This window comes from Arthrobacter sp. NPDC057009 (genome assembly GCF_042673905.1).
Taxonomy (GTDB): domain Bacteria; phylum Actinomycetota; class Actinomycetes; order Actinomycetales; family Micrococcaceae; genus Arthrobacter.
The window spans coordinates 1-24,639 of sequence record NZ_JBHUSB010000021.1 but is presented as its reverse complement, the minus strand read 5'-3'; the positions used below and the strand labels follow the sequence as shown (position 1 = coordinate 24,639).

14 protein-coding genes and 2 pseudogenes are annotated in these 24,639 nt (G+C 60.6%); 9 read left to right on the top strand and 7 right to left on the bottom strand.

All coding sequences use genetic code 11. The annotated features are described in order from the left end of the window. Positions 1-136 precede the first annotated feature (136 nt). The 4 genes and pseudogenes from ACFTR6_RS18360 to ACFTR6_RS18345 all read left to right on the top strand — a co-directional run. Positions 137-1,804 (top strand): GMC oxidoreductase, encoded by a 1,668-nt coding sequence (locus tag ACFTR6_RS18360; protein WP_377958935.1) that lies wholly within the window; start codon positions 137-139, stop codon positions 1,802-1,804. A 156-nt stretch (positions 1,805-1,960) separates the two neighbouring features. Then, positions 1,961-2,815, top strand: coding sequence for a bifunctional 5,10-methylenetetrahydrofolate dehydrogenase/5,10-methenyltetrahydrofolate cyclohydrolase (locus ACFTR6_RS18355; protein ID WP_377958934.1), 855 nt, complete (start codon positions 1,961-1,963; stop codon positions 2,813-2,815). A 239-nt stretch (positions 2,816-3,054) separates the two neighbouring features. Continuing rightward, the gene (locus ACFTR6_RS18350; RefSeq protein WP_377958933.1) at positions 3,055-4,395 is read left to right on the top strand and encodes an MFS transporter; all 1,341 of its coding nucleotides are present in this window, start codon (positions 3,055-3,057) and stop codon (positions 4,393-4,395) included. Between the two features lie 363 nt (positions 4,396-4,758). After that, positions 4,759-4,911: pseudogene (locus ACFTR6_RS18345) on the top strand (IS1380 family transposase); the annotation flags it as partial. Between the two features lie 350 nt (positions 4,912-5,261). Here ACFTR6_RS18345 and ACFTR6_RS18340 read toward each other — a convergent pair. Both ACFTR6_RS18340 and ACFTR6_RS18335 read right to left on the bottom strand, forming a co-directional pair. Continuing rightward, positions 5,262-6,689: an IS1380 family transposase gene (locus ACFTR6_RS18340; RefSeq protein WP_377958932.1), complete on the bottom strand. Its 1,428-nt coding sequence runs from the start codon at positions 6,687-6,689 to the stop codon at positions 5,262-5,264. A 789-nt stretch (positions 6,690-7,478) separates the two neighbouring features. Continuing rightward, positions 7,479-11,426: an NACHT domain-containing protein gene (locus ACFTR6_RS18335; RefSeq protein ID WP_377958931.1), complete on the bottom strand. Its 3,948-nt coding sequence runs from the start codon at positions 11,424-11,426 to the stop codon at positions 7,479-7,481. 427 nt (positions 11,427-11,853) lie between these two features. On the opposite strand from ACFTR6_RS18335, the gene ACFTR6_RS18330 reads away from it, so the two are divergent. Both ACFTR6_RS18330 and ACFTR6_RS18325 read left to right on the top strand, forming a co-directional pair. Beyond that, a complete protein-coding gene (locus tag ACFTR6_RS18330) occupies positions 11,854-12,189 on the top strand; it encodes a YegP family protein (protein ID WP_377958930.1) in 336 nt (111 codons plus the stop codon). Positions 12,190-12,419: 230 nt separating this feature from the next. Beyond that, a complete protein-coding gene (locus tag ACFTR6_RS18325; protein WP_377958929.1) occupies positions 12,420-12,821 on the top strand; it encodes a hypothetical protein in 402 nt (133 codons plus the stop codon). A 124-nt stretch (positions 12,822-12,945) separates the two neighbouring features. On the opposite strand, the gene ACFTR6_RS18320 is transcribed toward ACFTR6_RS18325, so the two are convergent. Further along, positions 12,946-13,599 carry a GntR family transcriptional regulator gene (locus tag ACFTR6_RS18320; protein WP_377958928.1) on the bottom strand — a complete coding sequence of 218 codons (654 nt, stop codon included), beginning with the start codon at positions 13,597-13,599 and terminating at the stop codon, positions 12,946-12,948. Between the two features lie 577 nt (positions 13,600-14,176). Here ACFTR6_RS18320 and ACFTR6_RS18315 point away from each other — a divergent pair. From ACFTR6_RS18315 to ACFTR6_RS18305, 3 genes are all read left to right on the top strand, one after another. Then, positions 14,177-15,862 (top strand): thiamine pyrophosphate-dependent enzyme, encoded by a 1,686-nt coding sequence (locus ACFTR6_RS18315; protein WP_377958927.1) that lies wholly within the window; start codon positions 14,177-14,179, stop codon positions 15,860-15,862. A gap of 88 nt (positions 15,863-15,950) precedes the next feature. After that, on the top strand, positions 15,951-17,453 hold the full coding sequence (locus ACFTR6_RS18310; RefSeq protein ID WP_377958926.1) for an NAD-dependent succinate-semialdehyde dehydrogenase: 1,503 nt from the start codon (positions 15,951-15,953) through the stop codon (positions 17,451-17,453). A gap of 531 nt (positions 17,454-17,984) precedes the next feature. Beyond that, positions 17,985-19,421 (top strand): MmgE/PrpD family protein, encoded by a 1,437-nt coding sequence (locus ACFTR6_RS18305; RefSeq protein WP_377958925.1) that lies wholly within the window; start codon positions 17,985-17,987, stop codon positions 19,419-19,421. 767 nt (positions 19,422-20,188) lie between these two features. Here the strand turns inward: ACFTR6_RS18305 and ACFTR6_RS18300 are convergent. The 4 genes and pseudogenes from ACFTR6_RS18300 to ACFTR6_RS18285 form a co-directional block, all read right to left on the bottom strand. After that, a complete protein-coding gene (locus ACFTR6_RS18300) occupies positions 20,189-21,394 on the bottom strand; it encodes an MFS transporter (protein ID WP_377958924.1) in 1,206 nt (401 codons plus the stop codon). Continuing rightward, positions 21,391-22,611, bottom strand: a complete 1,221-nt coding sequence (locus ACFTR6_RS18295) for a multidrug effflux MFS transporter (protein ID WP_377958923.1) — start codon at positions 22,609-22,611, stop codon at positions 21,391-21,393. Before ACFTR6_RS18295 ends, ACFTR6_RS18300 begins: the two co-directional genes overlap by 4 nt. 102 nt (positions 22,612-22,713) lie before the next feature. Further along, positions 22,714-23,970, bottom strand: coding sequence for an MFS transporter (locus ACFTR6_RS18290; RefSeq protein WP_377958922.1), 1,257 nt, complete (start codon positions 23,968-23,970; stop codon positions 22,714-22,716). A gap of 283 nt (positions 23,971-24,253) precedes the next feature. After that, positions 24,254-24,639 (bottom strand): annotated as a pseudogene (locus ACFTR6_RS18285) (hypothetical protein); the annotation flags it as partial.

Here is a 24,639-nt window from a genome sequence, read left to right as displayed (position 1 = left end):
AGGTTCTAGACCATTCAATGAATGAACGGTCCGGGAGCTAAACAAACATCGTTGTTTCAAAAGATCGGTGATGCCCGCAGGTCGGAGCGCATGAACGCGTACGACCCCAGAATCACCAATGGAAGGATTTCCCCTCGTGGATAAAAAGCACTATGACGCCGTCGTCGTGGGATCTGGCCCGGCGGGCAGCACAGCAGTTAAGGAACTGACCGAACGCGGCCTGGAAGTTCTGCTTCTGGAGGCGGGCCGCGACCTCACCGAGGCGGACTTTGAACCCCTTCCGCCGGCAGATCCAAAAGAGATGAGCATCGGTCTCTACGACCGGGTCAAGGCAGGCCTCATGGGTCAGCACGTGCAGGCCCGCCGCGCGATGTTCCAGCCCCAGAAGAGCAAGTTCCTCGTCAATGATCTCCGGAACCCCTACACGACCGAGGGCGGGGACTTCCTGTGGATCCGAGGCCGCCAGCTGGGCGGTCGATTCCACGCCTACGGCCGGGTTCTCCTTCGGTCCTCAGATCACGAGTTCAAGGCCGCTTCCCACGATGGACACGGCGCAGACTGGCCCATCTCCTACAAGGACCTCGCTCCCTACTATGACCACGTCGAAGAGTACATGGGCGTGTACGGAACGACGGACAACCTGAGCAACCTTCCCGACGGCCGCTACGTCGGTCCCTCCCTGTTCACAGAGGCCGAAAAGCAATTCAAGGGCACAGTGGAGAACCAATGGCCGGAGCGGCACGTTGTGCCGTGGCGCTACCAGGCACCGAACCTTGCCAGGGTCCCCGTAGGCATCGTTGCAGCCAAGAAGACCGGACGCCTGACGATCCGCACCGACGCCGTCGCACACAAAGTAACGATGAACTCCAAGACGCGCCGCGCTGACGGCGTCCTTTTCATCGACCGTCTCACCAAGAAGCAACAGCACGTAAGTGCCGACGTCGTTGTGCTGTGCGCGTCCACGATTGAATCTGTTCGGATCATGCTCAACTCCGCCACCGATGGCCACCCGGATGGTCTGGGAAATTCGTCCGGGCTCCTGGGCAGTTACTTTATGGACCAGACCCCCAGCCTGCTGTTCGGCGGTGACCCGTCCAACCCCGGCCATGAGGTCGTCAACCCCGCACCGGAAGACCCCTACTACCCGGCGGTTGGCGGGGTGTACATTCCGCGTTTCGACAACCTGAAGAAGGACGGAAAACAGGAAACGAACTTCGCGCGCGGGTGGGCCGTCCAAGGCACGATCGGCCGGATGCCGGTTCCCAAGGGCGCACCCGGTGTCGTGGGACTCATGGGATTCGGCGAGATGCTTCCGTACCGCAGCAACCGGATCACCATCGACCGCCGACGCAAGGATGCCTGGGGTATTCCCGCGCCCCGTATCCGGCTGGAAATCACCGACAACGAGCGCAACCTCATGCGTGCCCAGGTGGCTGGCCTGAAAGAAATGGCACTGGCATCGGGCTACAGCATCAACTTCGCCGGCTCCGCGCTTGGACTGGACTCCAAGAAAATCTGGCCCAATGTGGACCCAGTCAGCCGGGCAATCTTCAGGCTCGGATTCAAGAAGAGCCTGGCCATGGGAGCTGCCATCCACGAGTGCGGTGGCGCACGCATGGGCAACGACCCAACCACGTCGGTGCTTAACGAATTCAACCAGTCCTGGGATGTGCCGAACCTCTTCGTCACCGACGCAAGCAGCTACGTCTCCAACGGAGCGGTGGGACCCACGCTTACCATCATGGCGCTGACCGCCAGGGCCTGCGACTACATTGCAAAGGAACACGCAGCAGGCACGCTCTAACCAGACCGGACGAACTGTTAGCAGTGGGCGGGAATCGCTAATCGGCTCCCGCCCACTGCCATTTCGGCACCTACATTTCTGCCGCCAAGCTGATCGTTTCACCACCCTCTGAACCGAGCCTGCGCGGCGCCAAACAGACGAGGAGACCCAGCACCAGTGACAGCGCAGATCATTGATGGCACAGCCGTCGCCGCGAAAGCCTACGACCGCATCCAAGCCGACGTCCAGGAATTCACCCGCATCTATGGCCGCGCGCCAGTGCTCGCGACCGTACTCGTGGGTGACGACCCCGCGTCGCAGACCTATGTGCGGATGAAGGCCAACCGCTGCAAATCTGTTGGGATGGAATCGCGCCGGATCGAAATACCTGCCGAAGCCAGCACCGAGGAGGTCGTCGCCCGCATCGAGGAGCTTTCGCAGGACCCTGGCGTAGACGGAATCCTGCTCCAGCACCCCGTCCCCGCACACGTCGACGGGCGGGCAGCCTTCGAAGCGATAATCCCTTCCAAGGACGTTGACGGTGTCACCTACGCCTCCTTCGCCAAGATGGCACTCGGCGCCACCGGATTCAGGGCAGCTACGCCGGGAGGCATTCTCTCCCTGTTGGACGCTTACGACGTTCCACTGGCAGGAAAACATGCAGTCGTGATCGGAAGAAGCCCGATCCTTGGCAAACCGGCTGGAATGCTGCTGCTGGAACGGGACGCCACCGTCACCTACTGCCACTCCAAGACGAAGGACCTCGACGCCATCGTCTCGACCGCCGACATTGTCATCGCGGCCGTCGGCCGTCCGGAGCTCATCCAAGGGTCCTGGATCAAACCGGGCGCTGTCGTCATCGACGCAGGATACAACCCAGGCAATGTAGGAGACGTGGAGTACGAAAAGGCCAGCGAAGCCGCCAGCCTCATCACCCCAGTCCCCGGAGGCGTAGGCCCAATGACCATAGCCACGCTCCTCGAGCAGACCGTTGCCGCGGCATTGGACGCCCGGACCCTCACAGCCACCTAACCAACAAGCTGCTCCACTTCGCCTCAGCCCACGTGGGTGGGGCGATTTGGAGTTTAAGCCCAGCACCTCCAGCACGCTCCCCGGGCGGCATCCCTCTCTCCGACTCAAGTAGCGGCAAGAATTATTAACAATTCTGCCAGCAAAACTATTGACACATGTGCGGAATCAGCGTTGGCTGGATGGGCGCGCCGTTACAGGGCAAAGATGCCCCTCGGCCTACCCATCATCTCGGAGGAAATATGAGCTCACCGCTGAGTCCAACCGGAGCACCTACAAAGCCAGAACCCGAGGCAGTGTCGGCCCGCCACGCAGTGGCGGCAGCATCCGCCGGCAACGTAGTCGAGTTTTACGACAACATCGCCTTTGGCCTGCTCGCAGCAACTCTGGGGAAAGTCTTTTTCCCTTCTACCGACCCCACCGTCTCGCTCCTGGCGGCCTTCTCGGCGTTCGCGGTGACCTTCCTTGCCCGCCCCTTCGGCGGCCTCATCTTTGGATCCCTGGGCGACCGACTGGGGCGCCAAAAGACCCTAATTCTCGTGATCATGCTGATGACCGTGGCAACGGTAGGCATCGGCCTGCTGCCCGGCTATGACGCGATCGGCATTGCCGCACCCATCCTGCTTGTGATTCTTCGAATCATGCAGGGCCTGTCCTTCGGAGGCGAACTGGGCGGAGTCCTGGCCTTTATTGTCGAACACGCAAAATCCACCAAACGTGGCTCCCTCGTTGGGCTCGTCATGGCCGCGGCCTTCGTCGGCAACCTGCTGGCGCTGGCAGTGATCACCACGCTTTCCTCATTTCTTAGCCCCGCTGACATGCAAGCTTGGGGTTGGCGCGTGCCCTTCCTGGTAGCCGGGCCGCTGGGTCTGATCGGCCTCTACATCCGGCGCCGCCTCGATGAAACGCCCGCATTCCGGGCAATCCAGGACGCCGGTGAAGTCGAGCAATTCCCGCTCCGCGCCGTGGTGCGGGGACATTACAGGTCGCTGCTGAAATGCGCTGGACTGGCAATCGTAGCGATGCTCCCTATCTACCTCATGGAGGCCTACAACACGAACTACCTTTTGGTCACCATCAAGATCAGTCAATCTGAAGCCCTCACCGCCACTCTGATTGCCACCATTGTGGCCATGGCATTCACAGTGGTTTCGGGTCGACTCAGCGACCGCTTCGGACGCCGGCCGGTACTCTTCGGCAGCCTGGCGTTGGCCATAGTCATGGCCTTCCCCGCATACATGGTGATGATGCAGGGCACGGCACCCTTCGCTGTCGCCGGGCAGACCCTCATGGGTGTCATCCGGGGCGCAGTCACCGGCATCACGGCCATCGTCATGATCGAACTGTTCCCAACCCGGCTGCGGTACTCCGGGTTTGCCCTGGCATACGGGCTTACGGCAGCCATCTTCGGAGGCACAGTTCCACTCGTGGCCACATACCTCGTTGGAGTCACACAGAACCCCTTCGCCCCCGCTTTCTACCTGATGCTAGTCGCGGGCATCTCACTGGCTACCGCCTTCACGGTCCGGGAGACAGCACCGCATCGGCTCAGCCCCAGAGACAAAGCTCTACACGAAAAGTAGTTGGACGCCGTAGGGCCCTGCACGCGTTGGTGGCAGGGCCCTACCTCGGTCGGTGCGGGAGATTGTCCCAGCCAAAACGCTCCCAAAAGCGGTGTGAGGCGAGTCCTTGAATCTACTTCTAGCTCCGCATCCAAAACGCCGATAACGAATATTTCGTTAATCTAGGGGAGTGGTTGAGACAGCCATGGGTGCCGGAGTGTGGCGGTCCTCTACCAACGCCGACGGCACCTTCTCATGGTGCAGGGATCCGCCGGCTTCGTGTGGATCGTCCCCGCCGGCTACGAGGGCTAGGCCGGGGACCGCTTGGCTTCCCCTAAAGCACAGAGGAAGCACTGAAGTGGCCGTCGACAGCCCCTGATGCCAGTCTCCTGGCTCCAACTTACCGCCCTCCCGGACGGCCACCACGCCAAAGCCTGGGACATCAAACGCTGGCGCTATCGGCTCTTCGCGACCGCCGGGAAAATCATCACCCGCGCCCGCCGCAACCAGCTCCTGCTGCCGGACTCAGCCCCGGAAAAACCTATTGAAACTGCTCCTGGAAACCACCGGCCGCCTCAAACAATCCCTGGCCGCCCCCGGCTGAGCAGGCACTCACCCCAGCCCCGACAACCAGCCCCACTACCGGAAGTGGAACCGGCGCCCAACCCCAAGGCGATCCAAAAGGGCCACACCGCCTGACTTGGCTCATTTCCCTAGCCCCGATTTTTCATGATGGTCCGTGATGGTTGCCGGTCCTCGTGGACGGGGCGGCCCGCGGTTGTTTTCTGTTTTCGGGCAGTTTGATCCGGCCTGTTGGCTCGCCTGGTTGGGCGCCGGTTCCACTTCCGGTGATAAGTCTTCTCGTCGGGACGGGGTGAGTGCCTGGCTCAGCCGGGGGCTGGCAGGAGGCGTTTGAGGCGGCCGGTGTTCTCCACAAGCAGTTTTAGGAGGTTTTTCTCCGGCGCTGATTCCGGTAGCAAGAGCTGGTTGCGGCGGGCTCGGGTGATGATTTTCCCGGCGGTCGCGAAGATCCGGTAGCGCCAGCGTTTGATGTCCCAGGCCTTGGCGTGGTGGGCATCCGGGAGTGCGGTGAGCTGGAGCCATGAGACCAGGTTGAAGGCCAGGGCTGCGATGTTCGCCCAGGCCTGGTTGGCGGCGAAGTCGAAGAACGGCAGCTTGCCCAGGCCGGTGTTTTTCAGGGTTTTGATCCTGTTCTCACACCTGCCCCGGGCGCGGTGCCGGGCGTCCAGGAACGGTCCGTGCCAGCGCGGAGAGTTCGTCAGCAGGGCGGTGATGCGGTGCCCGTCGGCATCGAGCAGGCTCGGCTGCGCTCCGGGGTGCAGCGGCTCGGCGCGCAGGAACAGTTTCGTGCCTGGCGGGTAATCCGTGAGCGGGATGATGTCGGTGGCGTTAATGACCCACGCATCGCTCCGGTCGTGGCCGTGCTGGTCCAGGGCCGGCTGCCAGTACTCTTTGTCGGTGATCCAATCGATCATGTGGGCCTTGCCGACCGGGAGGGTGTAGCTGGTGGAGAACTGCACGCCGAGGCTGTGCAGGTGCCAGAGGAACTTCCGTGAGGCCCCGGCGCTGTCGGTGCGGACCAGGACCTTCTCCCCGGCCAGCGCCCCGGTCTCGTCATAGAACCCGTGCGGGAGTTGGGCGATGGCGGTGTGGAAGACCCTGATGTGGTCCTCGGCGCTGTTCGCTCCGGCGTTCCCGGGCCGCAACACGCAGGCGAGGATCTCCCCGGAGCCGTTGCCGGTGCCGTAATCGGCGGTGGCGATGAACGGGGCGAACCCGTAACCGCCCTTGTAATTTCCTGCGACGTTTTCCTTATCGGAGTGCGAGGTCACCAGGGTCGCGTCTAGGTCGATGATGAGCGGGTCCGCGGCTGTCGCGGCCAGTGCCGGGTTCCGGTTCCCTGCGGCGTTCCAGGCCCGGGTACGCAGTTCGCGGGTGAGGGTTTCCATGCCGTAGCTGAACAGCTCCGGGTTGGTCACGGTGCGTTCGAAGAACCGGGAAACGGTCGCGTTCGAGGGCAGCTGACCGAAGACCCCGGGTGAGGAACGCAGGATGTCCAGGTCCGAGGCGTGTTCGCCTCCGGCCGCGAGCATCACCGCGAGCGAGCCCAGGACCCGTCCGGGCCGGTGAATGGCGCCGGCAGGTACGAACTGGCCGAGCCGCTCTTCGCACAACTGGCGGAACCCGAGGGCATCGATGAAGTCGCACAGGACCTTTGCGCCGGCGTGGGAGACCAGCGACTGGCCGGTGAAAGTGACAGGAACGGAAGGGAATGCGCGGGTAGGATAAGACACCGGAAGGGTGCTCCTTCGCTCGGCGAAATAACGGCTTCGACAACCACTATTTTCCCAGCTCAGAGCACCCTTCCCCTGTTTAAACACGCGCCCAGCAACGCCGCCTCAGGAAAACCCGGGGCTAGTGCGTGGCTTTGGGCTGGCAACTGCGTTTTCCCGGCCCGCGAGCGGCCAACGCGCCGCAAGAATCGGAGAATTCGCGTCGCCGGCGGGTCTACCAGGCTTTGCACAGGACCGTCGGCACCACACTCGAGCACAGAGACGTTTTTCCACAGCTCAAAAGCACGCTGAAGCAACTTACTAAGGTCGGCCGTGGCCTGGGCCGTGCTGACGCCGTCCACTGGATCCTCTCGACTGCCCATTTTCTCGGAGATCTGCACGCCGTCATTCGCGGACGCCCGTCCCAACCGACCGCTGAACGCCCCGGGGTGACACTTAGCGAACACTATTAGTGCGTGAAAAGGCATTCTTCCGCCGACATCACTGCAGGTCAGAGCGCTGCGCCACCGCGAAACCACGACCCGTGAGCCAAGTCAGGTCAAACAATCCCTGGCCGCCCCCGGCTGAGTAGGCACTCACCCCAGCCCCGACAACCAGCCCCACCACCGGAAGTGGAACCGGCGCCCAACCCCAAGGCGATCCAAAAGGGCCACACCAGACTGCCCGAAAACAGAAAACAACCACCGGCCACCGCGCTGACCGCGACCACGGCCATCACCCGACCCAACGAAAAATCGGGGTTAATGCGCACCCCGTTAGGGCCTAGACCTGGGTCTAGGATGGATGAGTTCACACCTCCGCAATACTCGATTTAGTCAGCAACTCCACAAATCGAACAGCCTGTATTGGATAACGGTTCATCGAAACGTGAACTATCCGACGTATAAGAGGTGCTAATTCGGCGCTCTCTATGGCGCCCACCATCCATAGCTGTTCTAGTAGGTCTCCGGTGCCCGCTTCTTCTGCTTGGAAGAAAGACAAAATAAGATCATCTAGCGAACCGTCATCCAATGCGCCGGAAGTTGCGTTACATACATCCAAGAAAGCGGCAAGTTCAGCCGCCATCCCCCCCTTAGCGCGTGCAGCGCGGATGAAGTGTTGCTCGTGCGGACGAAGTTTCCTGATGATGCTCGGAGAATAGCTCGTCGCAAGTCGATACCGGCGCCAACCGTCAGTCGAATATGTCGCTCCGTCCTTTACCCATTCCAAGTCATCTGAGACGATTCCGAAGCGTGCATCCTCCAGCTTCATACCGCCTAACTTTTCCAAGAGAATTGGATAGTCCTCACGTTGCGTCTGTTCTGGATGACCAATGAAGGCCCACCGGCCCCACAACGGTGAATTCGCAGGGAGCTGTTGAACTTCCGCCTCTAAGTGCTGCCTCACGCGTGCCCAGGCTGGTAGAGCTGCTGCCGGGGTGGTATGCAATGGGTTGAAGCCGTTCACTATCATCGTCGCCGCGAACGAGATGTAGTTAGTAAGGGCGGCGGCCTGAGAAGCGCCGACGGTGCTATCCGCCAACATCATTAGCTCTTCGAGGTCAGCCGCCTGCTCGGCAGCGGTTTCGTGCATGGTTGCGTACCCATGCGTGAACCCTGCATTCAGGCCTAGAAGGGATATGCCCGCATCCGCCAGTTCTGGCCAAATTGGAAGAGACGCTTTCGGCTCCTCCGTACCAGGACGGCCGATGACGGGCCTGATCGGCTTTCCCTGCAGTGCCCGGTAACGCGCTTCAGTCCGCTCCCAGTCACCAGCCGAACCCAATTCACCAGCCCTGCAAGCTGCGACAAGGAAATCTGCAGCATCATCAAAAGTTTCCGCACCGTAGGAGTGCGGATATTTCGAGGCCGCTTCGTAACAGGCAGCCAAAACCCAGGGTCCCATCAGTGCCACCTCTCGCTCCACAGGATCCAAGGCCTTAAGACCGAGGATGAGATCGGCTAAAGCATCAGTTGATGGATCTTGAACGAATGAACCGATTTTTGACAGGAAGCGCCAGGCAGCATGTTCGAAGTTGAGTTCGGATAGCTTTATCCAGTCATCCAACTTCTCCTTGATGGGCATAAGAGAGAGACGAATCCTGGCCTCCTTATGGGAGCCAACCCGAACGAAAATTCGGTCACCAGAGCGGCTGGAAACGCTCAGCACCGCATGGAACCAATCAGGTAGGATTTCATCCTCGTGTCGATGCAAACGTATGCCGGCTCGTCCGGTTTCACCCAGCAAGAGAGCCGGACTGTAGTTGCCGAGCTGGGATTTTAGGGCGTCTAGTGCAGAGCTCTCAAGCCGTTCACCTAAAATACGAAGTATTCCCTTGCGAGCAGTTTCGTCAGCCAGCGAGAAGATTGATGAAATATGAGCATCGCGCACTTCCCCTGGGGGAAGGATCGCCAGGCAAGCAAGAGTTCGGTTGATCCATCCGGTAGTAGTTGTTGGGTCCAGGCTCTGAGCTGCTTCTTTGAGTATCGGAGAAACAACGTCATCAGCGAAACGTGAAAACTCTGCAACACGTTCTTGGACCGGGCCAATCAAGAGTGCTGACGCTTTGCGCGCCAGTCTTCTAGCAAATCTTGGCTGTGATTGTGTGGCGCCATCACGCAAAATGTCCAACGCCAATTGCGCACCCGGCACAACTAGCATCCCATCAACGCTATCATCATCAAGTTCCTCGCAAAGCTGGGGTATCTCAGCTTTCAGATGATCTTTGCTTGTGAATATGTAACCTATAGCGAATAGAAGAACATTGCGCCAGTAGGGGTCAATTGATAACGAGCGAATTGTGGGGACAATCTGCGAGTCGGGAAGATCCGATATATAGGCACCGGCCATGTACTCTTGGAGGCTTCGAATCTCGAACCCGATGCGTTCCGAGTTTATTACGGCCAAGAAGACCAGTCGGTCCGTTACAAGTCGGGCAAATTCTTCTGCAAGGAATGAAACTTTCGAAGGCTCGTGATCCATCGCCGAAAGGCGATCACGGATTATTTGTAGAAATTCTTCGCGGGTGATTGTCGCGGAAGTATCACCAGCTCTTGCCCCTCGATGCTGGAGTAAGTTTCCAATGTGTCGGTGCAGGAACACCACATCGGATTCGTATTCTTGCAATAGGGTGGAGAGCTCACCGCCCTTTTCAAGTTCGCGTTGATTAATCACATCATAATATCTGGAGAACAGCCGCCAGCGGTCTCGCGGAACTTGGCCGCTTGTTTCTACGAGTACCGTCAAGATAGTAACTTGGAGAGGTGTCGTAAAAAGATTCGCTGTGCTTTCGTCTGCGCTGGCCCGCACTAGACCTTGATACACTGCTTCCGCTCGTGAGGATCCTTCGGGCATCCTGACTGCGATGAATCCCTTAGCGTAAGATAGTGCATTCTTTAGGGGTAGGCTCGCAAGTTCAATATGCTTGAATGAGGCAGGACTGAATTCTTCGCTATATCCCTGCGGTCGGGTAGTTGCCAGTATTGTGACGTCCCCACCTGCTGCAACCGCCTTGATATTGAAATCCTGTACGCATCTAATGACCTGGTCACGGTTGCTCGAATTCGGAACTTCATCAAGACCGTCCAGTATAAGCAGCCAGGGGAACTCGCCGAGCCAGCCATGTATGCGATCCGTGCTGACATCCCGTTCGGAGCTCTTGGAAATGGCATTAGCGATATATTCGAGCAGCCCATTGGAGCGCCCGGAGGCTAGTGAGTCCGCCAAATCTGTAAGATCGATTCTGAAAGGCCAACGCCTAGCGCGCGGGTGGGGAACGTTTATAGACGCTGCTCTGGCTAGTACCCCCTTGACATTAATCGCTAGATCTGCGTCCGCCATTACCGTCGATCCTGAAAGGAAGGTCGCGCGGTACAACTGCGCCAGGAACTGAGTCACCGTACTCTTACCCTGCCCTGGCCCACCGATCAGCACACACTTCTTTTTCTGAGCGTGGTCCCCGTCGGGTGTTGTGGCAAGCTCATCGAAGCGGCGAACGAGCGCGGCAACTACGTTTGACTCCTCTTCAGGATCGTCTGTTTCGGTGCCGATGTTACTGAAGTGCATCGGCTCCTCGAGGGGGAGGTCGACGAATACGTCTGCGACTGCTATGCGCCGGTCGCCGTAGGTTCCGGCCTGCGATAGCTTTAGGTACGTGTCGTCCTCGAAGGCGCTTGCTGCATGGAGAGTCAAGGCTTCTGCAAAGTTTTGTTCCTGCGCATCGGCTTGATCGATTAGGCGGCTTATTAGGTCCCCGGGAGTGATGAGTGCCGCGTAAGCCGAACGGATATCAGCTGCGCCGTCGAGGATCGCTCGCAAATCGTCGTAATCCCAGACGCGCGACTCCTTCAGGGGAAGCTCTAGTCTTAGTGCCTCATCCGTCAGGGTCCTCTTAATCTGGTCCTTGCCTGCCGGTGAGAGACGGACGTTGGTAGCAAAGAGAAGGAAATCGGGCTTTCTCAGTCGCTTCGTATCCGGCTTAGCCCAATCATTCAGCTCACTCTTCACCTGACGGGTGAGCCACCCGAGATTATCCGCGACGTCACCCGTGTGTACGTGAAATTTTGCCTGCAGGACTCCGTACCCATCCCATTCGGGAAGAGAACCAAGCGAAGGGACGGTGCCTTCCCAGGTTGCTTCCCTGCCGCCGTCCGGCCCATCTCCAAATACTGAAACTGAAGGCCCGATATGGTGCAGCGCCAGCGCTTGCGTCATCTGTTCAAATTGCCGCCAGCTCAGCGCTTCTAGGTTGTAGTCCACAGTACAAAGATGCCAGATGGTTTGCTAATGACCGGGAATGACGTGACCAGTTTGGGCGCAGTAGGAGAGAATGTTCTGCGGTTCGGGGGAGAACTTCCATCCACGCCGTTAGGGGCCTAGGTTCGAATGGTCGCAGATTCAAAGCTCCAGTCGTTACTACTTTACATAACGTGGAATATCAGCCGGTGAGTCATGCGTGCTCGTTGTTGACCCTGGGCTGAGCCTGAGAGCGGGGGATCACTTGCTCTGGATTGCCGGACAAAGCCTTGCGCGGGCAGGCGTCCCTAGGGAAGACTCGGGGAACGCATGCTGAATTGATGGAAATTTGGATGGCGGGATACCACTGAAAACACGGAGGCAACGATGCCTCGTACTTGAGAGCGGCAAAGACGTAGCCTCGGGGGTCCCGCAGACCGAAAGGATCGCAATGGCAGGAATGTTCGAACTGTTTGTCGACGAGGAAGCGGCTTATAGGTTCCGGCTGACAGCGCCGGATGGCACCATCATGGCAGTGTCCAAGCCCTTTAACACCAAGACCGACGCCGTTGCCGGCATCGCCGCTGTGCGCGAGTACGCCGGCATGGGCCTGATTAGCGACCACTGCACAACGACCGTCGATACCACACAGCCCCGAGCCTACGATGCCGCTCAGCCCGCCGATTCCGCGCGGGTCCCAAAGATTGACTTTCACGCGCGCGCCAGGGCCGTCCGCAGAGCCGTGTCCGGCCCCCGCTGGGCCGGTGCAATACACAACCTCTCCTGAGCGCCGGGGAGGGCCTCTTTCGGCCCCTTCTGAGCCCCAGCTTGACATAAGGATCGTTATCGGCGTTCGATCCGGGCGGTCATTTGATGCGGGAATCGCTCATCCAGTTGCCAGGTCTTGCGTCCTTAAGCAACCGGTAACCGCGTGTGGCCGCCGGGGTGGCCGGCCGCAGTCCACAGCGGACCAGTATTTCTCTTGACCCGTCGGAGGCGTCAAGTTAGCTTGACTTCATGGATCGTGATGCGGGGTCGGTGGAGCAGGCACTCAACAGCGGCGATGTCCACGAGGTGCTCAAAGTGTGGGAAGACTTCAACAACGGCGAGACCTGGCGTGAGATGACTGCCACCGGCAGCGACCGGGCGCGGGCGGCCGCGGCACAGTTCCTTACGGAGGTAAGGGAGGTCGCGGCGCTTGAGGCGCTGCGCGCGAACGCGAGAGCCGTCGAGCTGCTCACGGGCAGGCGCTGGTACGTCATCAAATCGGCACGTGAGGCCGGCGCGACGTGGGCCCAGATCGGTGAAGCGTTGGGGATCACCAAACAAGCTGCCCATGACTTCTACCGCCGAAAGATCGAGGAGCAGGAGAAGTACCTGCCGGACCTCCACGACGCGGCAGCGGCGCGCGGTGCTTGAAGACTAGCTGGGCGCCCCGTGCAAGGCGCGGCTAGCACGGGGCGACAGTCGTGGGACCCACTCCCCTAGGTTGACGAAATCCCCATTATCGGCGCGATGTTTATGTGAGGTCAGGGCGCACCCCTTACGTCGATTCACCTAAGGACAAGTGTCGGTGGAATGAGGAGCGGATCTCTTTCATTGAGCCTGTAGCAATCAGCTCAGCCATCACGAGGTGGTGAGTCACAGAACTCGGAGTCGGATATGCCCGCTCCAGATTCTTCATGCAAATCAGCGCCTCAGTGGCTAGTGTCGTGTAGGCGCGAAGGAGACGTGAGTTGCCTGACTCGGAGACGAGGGTCGTATGGAACTCGAGGTCCAGCTTGCGTACCTTCTGCCAATCGTCAGAGGTTGCGGCCTCGGTAAGTCTAGAGGCGATCTTCTTCAGTCTGCTTGCCGTCTTGTTTCTCTTCCCCCCTGACTGATTCGCGATCAGTTCAGCGGCGCCGAGTTCAATGATCTCCCTGGCTCCGTAGATTTCGTCCACGTCATCAGCAGTGAGCTCAACTACAAACACTCCCCTGTTGGGCTTGCTAACGAGCAATCCCTCTTGGCTCAGCCGTTGTAGCGCTTCCCTAACGGGTCCGCGCGAAAGATTCAGCTGGGCAGAGACCTGCGCCTCGTTGACTTGTTGCCCGGGAGCGAAATATCCATCGACAATGCGTTCTCGCAGCAAATCCGCGATTTTGACCGACGTCGACTGGGGCGTCATGTCTACTAGCCCTGACGCTTCCTTCAAACTTTTCTCCAATCAATGCTCGCGCATATGCGACAAAGCATCCGGTAGGGCCGGCCGCAGCAACAGTTGACGGAGCTGTTGCGGTGCGCCCGCGTCCGGGATGCCGTCGTGGCGCACGCGATGGACCGGCTCACGGGGCACCCGCACGGGCGTTACGACATACTTATCATATCCTAAATTATGGGATATTTTTGAATCTGCCTGGCCCTCAACGGCCGTCAAGAGAGTACCCCTTTTGACGGCGCACCATTCTGGCCGGACACCCTTTTGGGATCTCAGGGGAAGGGGTTATTCGGAAAAGGAGGCATATGTAGTCCCCTGGGGCGAACCGCACACTACGTCTCCAGCAGAGGACCCGTTGCCTGCACGCACGCATGCACGCAGCACTGCCCAACGTCCTCGCAGCAACAAAGGCCTGGATGCGTAGCGGATCTAAACTACGCGGCGTTGAGGCCCGCACCATCATCAGGTCATGCCGCTCCATACTCATGCAAACGCTTCGCCAGTTCGCATTCCCCCGGGAAGCTGGCCCAACACCTGATTCCATACCGAAACAACTACAAAAGGCACCGCAGCAATGACGCAAACCTTGGCCGAACCCTCCGAGACAACAACGAATACGCCGGCACGCCCAATGAAATCAGCAGGCCACGTCATCGTTGACACCCTTGTTGCCCACGGGATTAAGAGGGCCCATGTAGTGCCGGGCGAGAGCTTCCTTGATGTTCTTGACGGACTGTACGGGTCCGAGATTGAAACCATCGTCTGCCGCCACGAAGGTGGCGCAACCTACATGGCTGAGGCCGACGGCAAAATGAACCAACTACCGGGCATTGCCATGGTCACCCGGGGTCCCGGTGCGGCGAACGCCCACGTTGGCCTGCACACCTCCTGGCAGGACTCCACACCCATGGTGCTGTTTGTGGGACTCATCCCCTTCGCCCATCGTGACCGCGAGGCCTTCCAGGAATTCGACATAAAGGCCTGGTTCGACACCGGCGCCAAACGCGTCATGGTCCTGGATCACGCCGAGCGTGCTTCCGAGATCGTCGCTGAGGCCCTGTTCGCGGCCATGAGCGGCCGCCCCGGTCCCGTTGTCGTCGGACTGCCCGAAGATGTCATCCGACAGCAGATCTCGGGCGAACTCCACCCCCCGATCCCTGTGGCCACCGGTGGCATGACCACCGTGGACTCGGAAGCCCTGGCCACTGCCCTCGCGGCATCCACTAAGCCCCTGTTCGTTACCGGCGGCAATGACTGGACTCAGGCTGGCGCCGACCAGCTCACCGCATGGCTGGAGAAGCACCACATCCCTGCCGCAGCTGAGTGGCGCACCGAAGGCACCGTCCCGTTCGATTCGCCCTCATACGTCGGCCCCATCGGCTACGGACGTCCCCGCCCCACCTACGACCTGCTCGAAGAAACAGATCTGCTGATCTTCGTCGGCACGGTTCCTGGCGACGTCATTACCGACGGCTTCGTCTGCCGTCAGGACTGGAATAAGAAGAACTTCCTGGTCACCATTGATCCGTCCCTCCGCGGGCGTTCCGGACCTGTCTCCTACCAGATCGTGGCCAAGCCGGACGTTTTCGTCCGTGACCTCGCGAAAATCGAGCTCCCGGTCAAGGAGGAATGGAAGGCCTGGACATTGAGGATGCGCTACGAGCAGGAATCGTTCGCCGCCCTCCCCACCGCCTCGCCATCAGCCGGCCAGGCCCGGATGGACACCCTGATGGCCCACCTCGTGCCCACTTTGCCCGAAGACGCCATGGTCACCCTCGGCGCAGGTGAGCACACAAACTGGGCGCACCGCTACTTCCCCACCCAACGCTATGCTTCCATGATCAGCGCCCGCAACGGCTCTATGGGCTATTCCGTTCCGTCAGCCATTGCAGCGTCCCTGGAATACCCGGACCGGCGCGTGGTGACGATTGCCGGTGATGGCGAGTTCCTCATGAACGGCCAGGAACTCGCCACGGCCGCCCAGTACGGCGCCACTCCCCTGGTAATCGTGATGGACAACCAGGAATACGGCACCATCCGCACACACCAGGAACGCCACTACCCCGCGCGCGTTTCCGGAACACAGCTGAAGAACCCGGACTTCGCACTCATGGCCCAAGCCTTCGGTGGTTTCGGCATTAAAGTAGAACGCGACGCGGACGTCCCCACCGCCATTAAGGCGGCGCTCCAGACCATCGACCAGGACAAAGTGTTCGCACTTATTCACCTCGTGGTCGAGCAGAGGGTCAAGGCCTATTAAGAACGCTCCCCCGCAACGCCCCCAACCTCACCGCTGCAGTTGACCCTGAAGATCACGGCAGCTACTGACACTTCCGAAGGACATTCTCATGACTCTTTCTGCACTATCCCCTGCCATCTCATCGGAGCGCGAGGCCGCGCTGGTCGCCTCCGTGCCGACCGGCCTGCTCATCAACGGCCAGTGGCGGGACGCGTCCGACGGCGGCACGTTCGACGTGCATGACCCGGCCACCGGGGAGGTGCTCGCCACCCTCGCCTCCGCCACCAGCGAGGACGCGATCGCCGCACTCGATGCGGCCGACGCCGCCCAGGCGTCCTGGGCACGGACCGCACCGCGGGAACGCGCCGAGATCCTGCGCCGCGCGTTCGACCTGGTCACCGAACGCGCCGAGGACTTCGCCCTGCTCATGACCCTGGAAATGGGCAAACCCCTGGCAGAAGCCCGCGGCGAAGTCACTTACGGGGCCGAGTTCCTGCGCTGGTTCTCCGAGGAAACCGTCCGCGACTACGGCCGCTACCTCACCACACCCGAAGGCAAGAACAAGATCCTCGTCCAGCACAAACCCGTCGGCCCGTGCCTGCTGATCACCCCGTGGAACTTCCCGCTCGCCATGGCCACCCGCAAGGTCGCCCCCGCCGTCGCCGCCGGCTGCACCATGGTCCTCAAACCCGCCAAACTCACCCCGCTCACCGCGCAGTACTTCGCCCAGACCATGCTCGACGCCGGCCTGCCCGCCGGCGTCCTTAACGTCGTCGCCTCCTCGTCGGCTTCGGGTATTTCCGGGCCGCTGCTGGCCGACCCCCGCCTGCGGAAGGTCTCCTTCACCGGCTCCACCCCTGTCGGCAAGCGGCTCATGGCCGACGCCGCCAAGAACGTCCTGCGCACCTCGATGGAACTCGGGGGGAACGCGCCCTTCATCGTCTTCGACGACGCCGACCTCGACGCCGCCGTCGACGGAGCCATGGCCGCCAAGATGCGGAACATGGGAGAAGCCTGTACCGCCGCCAACCGCTTCCTCGTCCACGAATCCGTCGCCGCCGAGTTCACCGCGAAGTTTGCCGCCGCCATGGGCGCCCTGGCCACCGGCCGCGGCACCGAACCCGCCACCCAGGTCGGTCCGCTGATCGACGCCGGCGCCCGCGACGACGTGCACGCCCTGGTCACCGCCGCCGTCGACGCCGGAGCTGTCGCGGTGACAGGCGGCTCGCCCGTTGAGGGTGCCGGGTACTTCTACCAGCCCACCGTGCTCGGCAACGTGCCCATCGATGCCGCGATCCTTCGCCAGGAGATCTTCGGCCCCGTCGCCCCCGTCATCACCTTCGCCACCGAAGAGGAAGCGATCCGCCTGGCCAACGCCAGCGAGTACGGCTTGGCCTCCTACCTTTACAGCCGCGACTTCAACCGTCTCCTGCGCGTCGCGGAACAGATCGAGTTCGGCATGGTCGGTTTCAACGCCGGCGTCATCTCCAACGCCGCAGCACCCTTCGGCGGCGTCAAGCAGTCAGGCCTCGGACGCGAAGGCGGCTCCGAAGGCATCGCCGAGTACACCACCACCCAATACATCGGCATCACCGACCCCTACGCAGGGTAACCGGACCTAAAAGGCCGGGCCCGCCAACATGAAGCGGCAGGCCCGGCCTTTGCTGTAGGCGTTCGTGCGCTTGCATCCAGTCGTAGCATCTGTGTTCCAGTCGCAGCCTTGAGGGGCGCTCGGAAAACCACCCGTGAGGCAGGCCGAATGTCCGGCTTCGCCTTCTCGTCAAGGATGCTAGTGAGGGTCAAGGGTAGGTTGCCGGGACCGGCCGTTACATCTTCTTCCCAACTTCGTGCAGGTGCATCAGCAGGAGCGTCACCTTCGAAGCAGAGGGTCTTATGCCGAAGTTGTTGACGAAATCCTATATAGCCGGATATCGTCACTTTATCAGGGTTCGAGGTGGTGCCTTGTCAGGCCATACGACGGGCCGGAAAGTCATCAGACCTCTTCTGCTACGAGAAGGAAGTATTACTAGCGTGTTGAGACATCGCGGTTGCTGGGGTGGCATGTTCGATACCAGGAGCCTCACAGTGGGGAGCCTGGGGACTGAAGCGACGCAGTCTGCGAAATGCTTCGGAGGGAAGCACCATGGGTGAGAGCGTCACGAGGCGTATGGCGGACTTCAGCGCCAATCTGAAGTTCGAGGACCTCCCGGATCACGTTGTGCAGGAGGTTAAGCGTCTCCTGCTGGATACGGTGGCGTGCGGACTGGGAGGGCACCTCCTGGACAAGGGGCGCCTCGCGCTGGAGTTCGCACGCGAAGAAGGCGGGACGCCTCAGGCAACAGTTGTCGGCCGCCGGGACAAACTGCCGGCGTCCATGGCGGCTTTTGTGAACGGCGAACTTATGAATGCCCTTGATTACTGTGCCCTGCAGCCGCCAGCGCACGTAACCCCATATGTCGTGCCTCCGGCTCTGACCATGGCCGAGGTCCGCCATGCGACCGGAAAGGACCTTATCGCCGCGCTGGCGGTCGCGCACGAAATGAGCTGCCGCGTCGCCGATTCCCTCGGTAATTTGCGGGCGACGCCGGGCGGCCTTCCCCTGAAAAGTTTCGGCGTTGGCTGTACGCAGTTTGGCGCCACGGCCGGTGCGGCGCGGATCATGGGCCTGGACGCCGAGCGCATGGCCCATGCCCTCGGGCTGGCGGGCTATCATGCCCCGGTCGCATCCCACGTCAAATACAACCACACGATTCATGTTGGAATGGCGAAATACGGCCCGTCGGGATGGGCGGCGCAAGCCGGAATCGTCACCGCGCGGCTCGCGGAAAAAGGCTACCGGGGCGACGCCACCGTGCTCGATGGTGATTATGGATTCTGGGCCATGAACGGTTCGCCGGCTTGTGACTGGGACAAGCTAACCGTCGGACTGGGAGAGAACTGGAGCTTCGAGGCGATCGGCTACAAGTACTGGCCCTGCTGTGGATCGCACCAAGCACCGCTGGATTGCTTCGATGCCATTCTCACGAAGCATGACCTGAAGCCGGACGACATCGAAAAGGTAGTGGTGCGCAACGAAGGGCTGGTCGGACTTCCAAAGTACAACAGCACCGACATCGAAGACCATGTCGAGGCAGCCTCCAGCCTGCCTTACAACATCGCCGTAGCGGCCCATCGTGTGCCGTGGGGGCCCCAGTGGCAGGCACCCGAAACGCTGGCCCGCGAGGACATCCGCGCCTTCGCAAAACGTGTCTCTCATGAGGTCTACTACCGCAGCGAGGAGTGCCGCTATGAAGACCTGATCGTAGACGGTCGCCGGAATCTCAAGCGCCGACCAGCACAGGTCGAGGTCTTCACGAGAGGCACCAGCTTCGTCCACAGCACCGACTATGCCCGCTGGATGACAAACGACGTGCCTGAGTCACGCGCGAGCGACGCCGACCTGGTCACCAAATTCAAGGCCTGCGCGCAGGGAGTCCTGACCGACGAGATGGCGGCACTAGCCGCGGAAACCATCCTCAACCTGGAAAACGTTGATGACGTCGCGACCCTCATGGAGATGCTAGCCGGTTCCGCCCTGTAGCCGCGTGCTCTTGAGATGACCGTGCGGACGGGGTCCGGAGAACGAGCATAGCTGTCCGGACCCGCACGCGGAATGGCAACGGTCGTTCGAGCCGCTCCATTCGGGATTCATCAGGCGGGCGGGCTCAGTCGTAAGCGGCTTCGGGCAGTTGGCAGACCCGCTGCTCGCCCGCCAGGGTTATCTGGGAAAGTATTCCCCTGCTCCACATTGAGGCATATCCTATATTGTGGGAATTTATAAGTATTGGCCCAGGGTCAAAGGTAGGGCGATGCAATTGTTTGAAAAGAAGGACATTGCATCTCTTGCTGGTTCTGGCTCGGCTGAAGGCCGGGTTTTAGGCAAGAGTCTTCCCGAAAGCAAGAGAACTACGAGCTTCGCTGATGGCTCTCAGCAAGCGACTGAAGCTTTCAGCTCCACGGAAAAGTCCCCTGTACTGTCGTGCCCCTCAAGATCATTCGTACAGGCATGGCCCGTCAACGATCCTTTTGGAATGCCATGGTAGGGGTAGACGGCCCTCAAATCGGCGGGCCATCGGGATAGGGCATGTTCTTGTGGGTCGAGGCCCTAGAGAGTGCGGTGCGCGCACTGCTCGGCCGCTTTAGGATGTCCCGAGGGACTCTGATCCAAGATCCGCATAGCGGTCTTGTCAATGGGCGGAGATCTCGTCACGGACTTCTGCCAGCGGTCATTGTGGGCTACTTTGCACCTTGCCAGCCGAGCACACGACTCATGTAGACGTACCCGTGAAGCCAATAGCCCCGTCCAGTCTAATCGTGTCGATAATTCTTCTCCTGTGAAGCTCTGGGATCGGTGTCCGCGCCCGCTAGGACAGCAATGGCACCGACAAGTAGAGCTGCGTTTGCCCAGAAGATTCCAAGGACGCCCACGGGCGCTGCAAGGCTGCCAACGGCAATGGGTAGTGTGATCTGCGCCAGGCGGTTGACTGTCATACGTAATCCCAGGGCAGCTCCGTGGCTGGAGGCGGCAGTTAGAGACACCACCCATGCCATGGTGAGCGGTTGGGGGATGCCGAGTCCGAGGCCAAGTCCTACCATCACGGCGACAGCGCCCCACAAGCCCACCAAGGGTAGGATCGCGAGAGAGAGGACGGCTGCGGTGATGGAAGAGATAATCATTACCTTCCGCCCAAAGCGGTTGACAAGCCGGGTCAGTCCGAGCCTGCTGAGGACTGAAATTGCAGCCCTTAACCCCAGGAGCATTCCTACTGCAGCCGCGCTCACTTTTTGCTCTGCCGCCCACACCGGTACAAATGCGTACATCAGGTCGACCGTGACGAGCACGGCGCCGCTGACTACCAGTGAGCGCCAGAGGCCTGGCGCTTTGAGGACGTCGCCGACAGTGATGGGGTCGGATGATGCTTCTTGTCTCCCGCCACTTATCCGAGCGTCTGTGAGCCGAAGGAGGAGGTAGGCAGGAGCGGCCAGGGCGCTAAATGACACGCAAACCAAGAGTCCAATAGTGGTGTCCGGTTGTCCCCCGGTCGGGGCTCCCAGCGATGCCGCCAGGGTCACGGCCGGCGGGCCAATGAGTTGACCGGTGGAAGCAGCGGCTGCAAGCGTCCCGAATGCGCTGTCGGGTGAGTCACCGTGGCTTACGTGAGCCACGAAGGCCTGTTGGCCGACTATCACCAGGAGGTTGCCCAGCCCGATGATGGCGCTGGCCGCCAGCAGTACTGAGAGTCCGCGGAATGCCAGCATGGTTACGGTTCCGGCTATGGCCGTTACCAGGCCTACCAGGGTCATGACCGGTCCGCCGAATCTATCGGCCAGGCGGCCGGAAGGCAGGGCCGCCACGAGTGCGGGTAGCGCGAAGCTTGAAGCCAGAACACCGAGAAAGACTGCGTCGGCGCCCTCAGATAGTGCCCGGTATCCAATAATCACTCTGATGCCCACCCAGGATGCCTGCGCCAGGACCGCCTGCACACTGAGCGTCATCCGCCAGCCCGTCGTCATGATCGAAGCCTCTGCCGTGAGCCAAGGAGACCCAAACAGGCGATTGCTGCAGAAACCGAAGCAACTGCGACAATTCCGAAGGGGACGGCGGTGTCAGGCCCGCCGATTCCTACCAGAGGGGCAGTAAGACCGCCGAGAGCAAACCGGGACAGTCCAACCATGGAGGAAGCGGTGCCGGCAATCTCTGGATGATCTCTTAAGGCAAGGGACGTGGCGGGAGGACTTGCCATGGCTACGCCACCCACCATCACGAATAGTGAGACAAGAATCCCGATCAAAGGCGGGCTCGACAGGGCTGTAGCGAGCAAGCCCAAGGACCCGCTCATGGCCATGCCGAGACCTATGCCCAATGTTTTTTTCTCGGACCACCGCTCGGAAAGGCGGCCACCAACATGGCCAAAAACCATGACTCCCACCGCGTTCAGGGCGAAGGCAAACGAATACTCCTGGGGTGAAAGCCCATACATTCCTTGAAGGACGAAGGTTGCGGCACCGAGGTAGGCATATATGGCGGAGTATGTAAGACCCGTAATCAACACGGCTCCAACGAACGTGCGGTCGGTAAGTAGCTGGCGGTAGTTTCGCATGCCTTGGGAAAAGCCCCCTGTTGACCGGCACCCTGTGGGCAGGGTCTCAGGGAAGAACACAAGGGCGGTCAGCATGACCAATGCTCCGGCCGTCGCCAGGAAGAGGAATACACCGTGCCAATCGGTGAACCTCGCGAGCTGGCCTCCGATAAGCGGGCCGAGCACTGCCGACATTCCGCCCAGGACCGTAAGACGCCCATAATAGCGAACGAGCTTTCCGCCTGAATATACATCCCGGCCGGCGGCCTGGGCAGTGACGATTCCCACTGCTGCGGCCAATCCTTGGACGAATCTCGCCGCAATAAGGGTTTCGATAGTCGGACTGACGGCACACACCACTGACATCGCCACATAGGTGAGCACCCCGACCAATAGTGGCCTGCGGCGCCCAAAGCGGTCCGACAGGGAGCCCGCAATGACTTGGCCTACTGCCAAGCCGAGCAGACAGGCTGTGACTGTTAGCTGTCCCTCCGAAGTGCTGCTTTGAAAGTCTGCAGTGAGTGCCGGGAGTACTGGCAGGTAGAGGTTGGTTGAAATCGGACCGAAGATCGTCAGCAGACCAAGGACAATGGCCAGTGGCCGGCCTATTGTCGTTCGTGATGCTGCAGCCGCATTATCGGTGCTGACCATGCTGTTCCACTCGCGGGATGGGCCTTCTGCAGCGTCCAGGGCAACCCCTCTACGTAGTGGGGGCAGAATTGTCGTGGTCGCGCGAGGCTTGCGTTTAGGCATCTAGTTTTGCTGGCTAGAGATTTCGTCTCGAGCAGGTGTCGCTGGTAACGCGTTTTTAAACGCGGTGAGAGATCGCGTTCTCTGGATAAACCAAATGGCTAGGGCGACTACGACGACAAGGGCGGAAGCACCCATGACTGTAGCCCATCGGCCAATTGGCCATAGGAGGGCTGCGATAGTGGATCCCGTGGCACCTCCAATGAAATTGGCAACGATAAGGGCGGTGTTGAGCCGGCTTCGTGCCTCAGGGTTGATGGAGACGATCATGGTCTGGAGGAGTACCAGCACTGACTGGACGCCGACTGAAAGCAGTGCGACGGCTATGAGCACTCCCGCGATTGAGGACCCGCAAAACCAAGCGACAACGAGGGAAGCCAGGGTGACTGCAAGTCCTGCACCGATGGCAGAAACAGACCGTCCGCGGTCGAAGAGACGCCCCGTGAATTGGGCGCCGATGACTCCCATCACACCGAGCAGGCTTACGAGACCGATTTGAAATGCTGTGAACATGAACGGGCTCTCTGCAAGCAAGAACGTGAGTCCAGTCCAGAAAGCCGTGAAAACACACATCAGGGCGGCACCAAAGATCAGGACGACTCTCACGGGGCGGTGTCGTGCGGCGGCCTCAACTACCGAGCGGAGCAGTCTGCCGTACGGTATGCGGACTCGAGATGGCAGGGCCGGTATCGCACGCCCCATAATGACCGCGAGGATCAGCATCATGCCTGCCGCTGCAACATAAATCGTGCGCCAGCCGAAGGCGTCTGCCACGATTCCGCTGACTGTCCGAGACAGGAGAATTCCGACGAGGAATCCTGATGCTACTGTCCCGACTGCGCGTCCCCGTTGATTATCAGTGGCGAGATCTCCGGCCAGCGGGATAAGCAGTTGCCCGGCCACGTTGGTGAATCCCACTAACGCAAGCGTGGTCAGTAGGACAGCAAAGTTCGGCGCCAGAGCGCATGCCCCCAGCGACAAGGAGCACAAGAACATGATCATTGGGATCATGCGTCTTCGGTTCAAAGTGTCACCAAGCGGCACGACGAGGAATATCCCGAGGGCGTACCCGAGCTGACTTAGGGTCACGAGTAGCCCGGCTGTATCAGGCGAGACTCGCAGCGTCGCGGCAATGTCTCCGAGCAGCGGCTGCGCCCAATACAGGTTTCCGACAGCGGCACCACCTGTGAAGGCCAATAGCCGGGTGAGCCCCGGGCTGATCCCGGAGTTCCGAGTGGTGTTTTCTGTGGCGGTAACCAAGAGGGCAGACCTTTCACGGGAAGGAGATTGGCGTAACGCTGCTCGAAGATCCGATTGGTTGCGGTGCAGGCCTCCCCTTGTTCCGAATCTTTGCTGCGACGGCAATGGTTGCCGCATGCGCCATTGCCGATAGCTCCACCTACTGGCCGCAGCAAGCCGGATGCCGGGAAGAGGCGCACTCGACGGTTGGTGAACCCAGTCATGGGCATGAGCCCCTCCTGTCGGCAGTAGGCATTCAGGAGCAGAACGGGCGGCGGTCTTTGCCCGCTGGTGTATCTGGTTCTTAGAAGGTGTGGAGGACGAAGCGGAGGAATTCGGTGGGTTCGATCGCTTCAACGGGCACGGGGCCTTCGTTGGCGAGGAATTCGTAGCCGGTTTCGGGGCCGTACTTTTCGCCGCCCGCGGTGACCTGGCCCTTGGTCTGGAACAGGATTTCGATGGACGGGAACTGGCCGGCCTGGTAGGTCGCGCCGGCATCGAGCCGGACGAAGCCGATGCGGAAGTTGCGCTCGGTGAAAGTGCCCAGCCACTTCTCGGACACGCCCTCGTTATCGGTGGGCAGCCAGTCGTAGGTGTCCGGGTTCATGGCGATGACGTCTTCGTAGCGCGGGGTGGCGAACTCGAGCTTGCCGCCGGTGGCGTGTTCGAAGATCGCCTGCGATCCGTCCA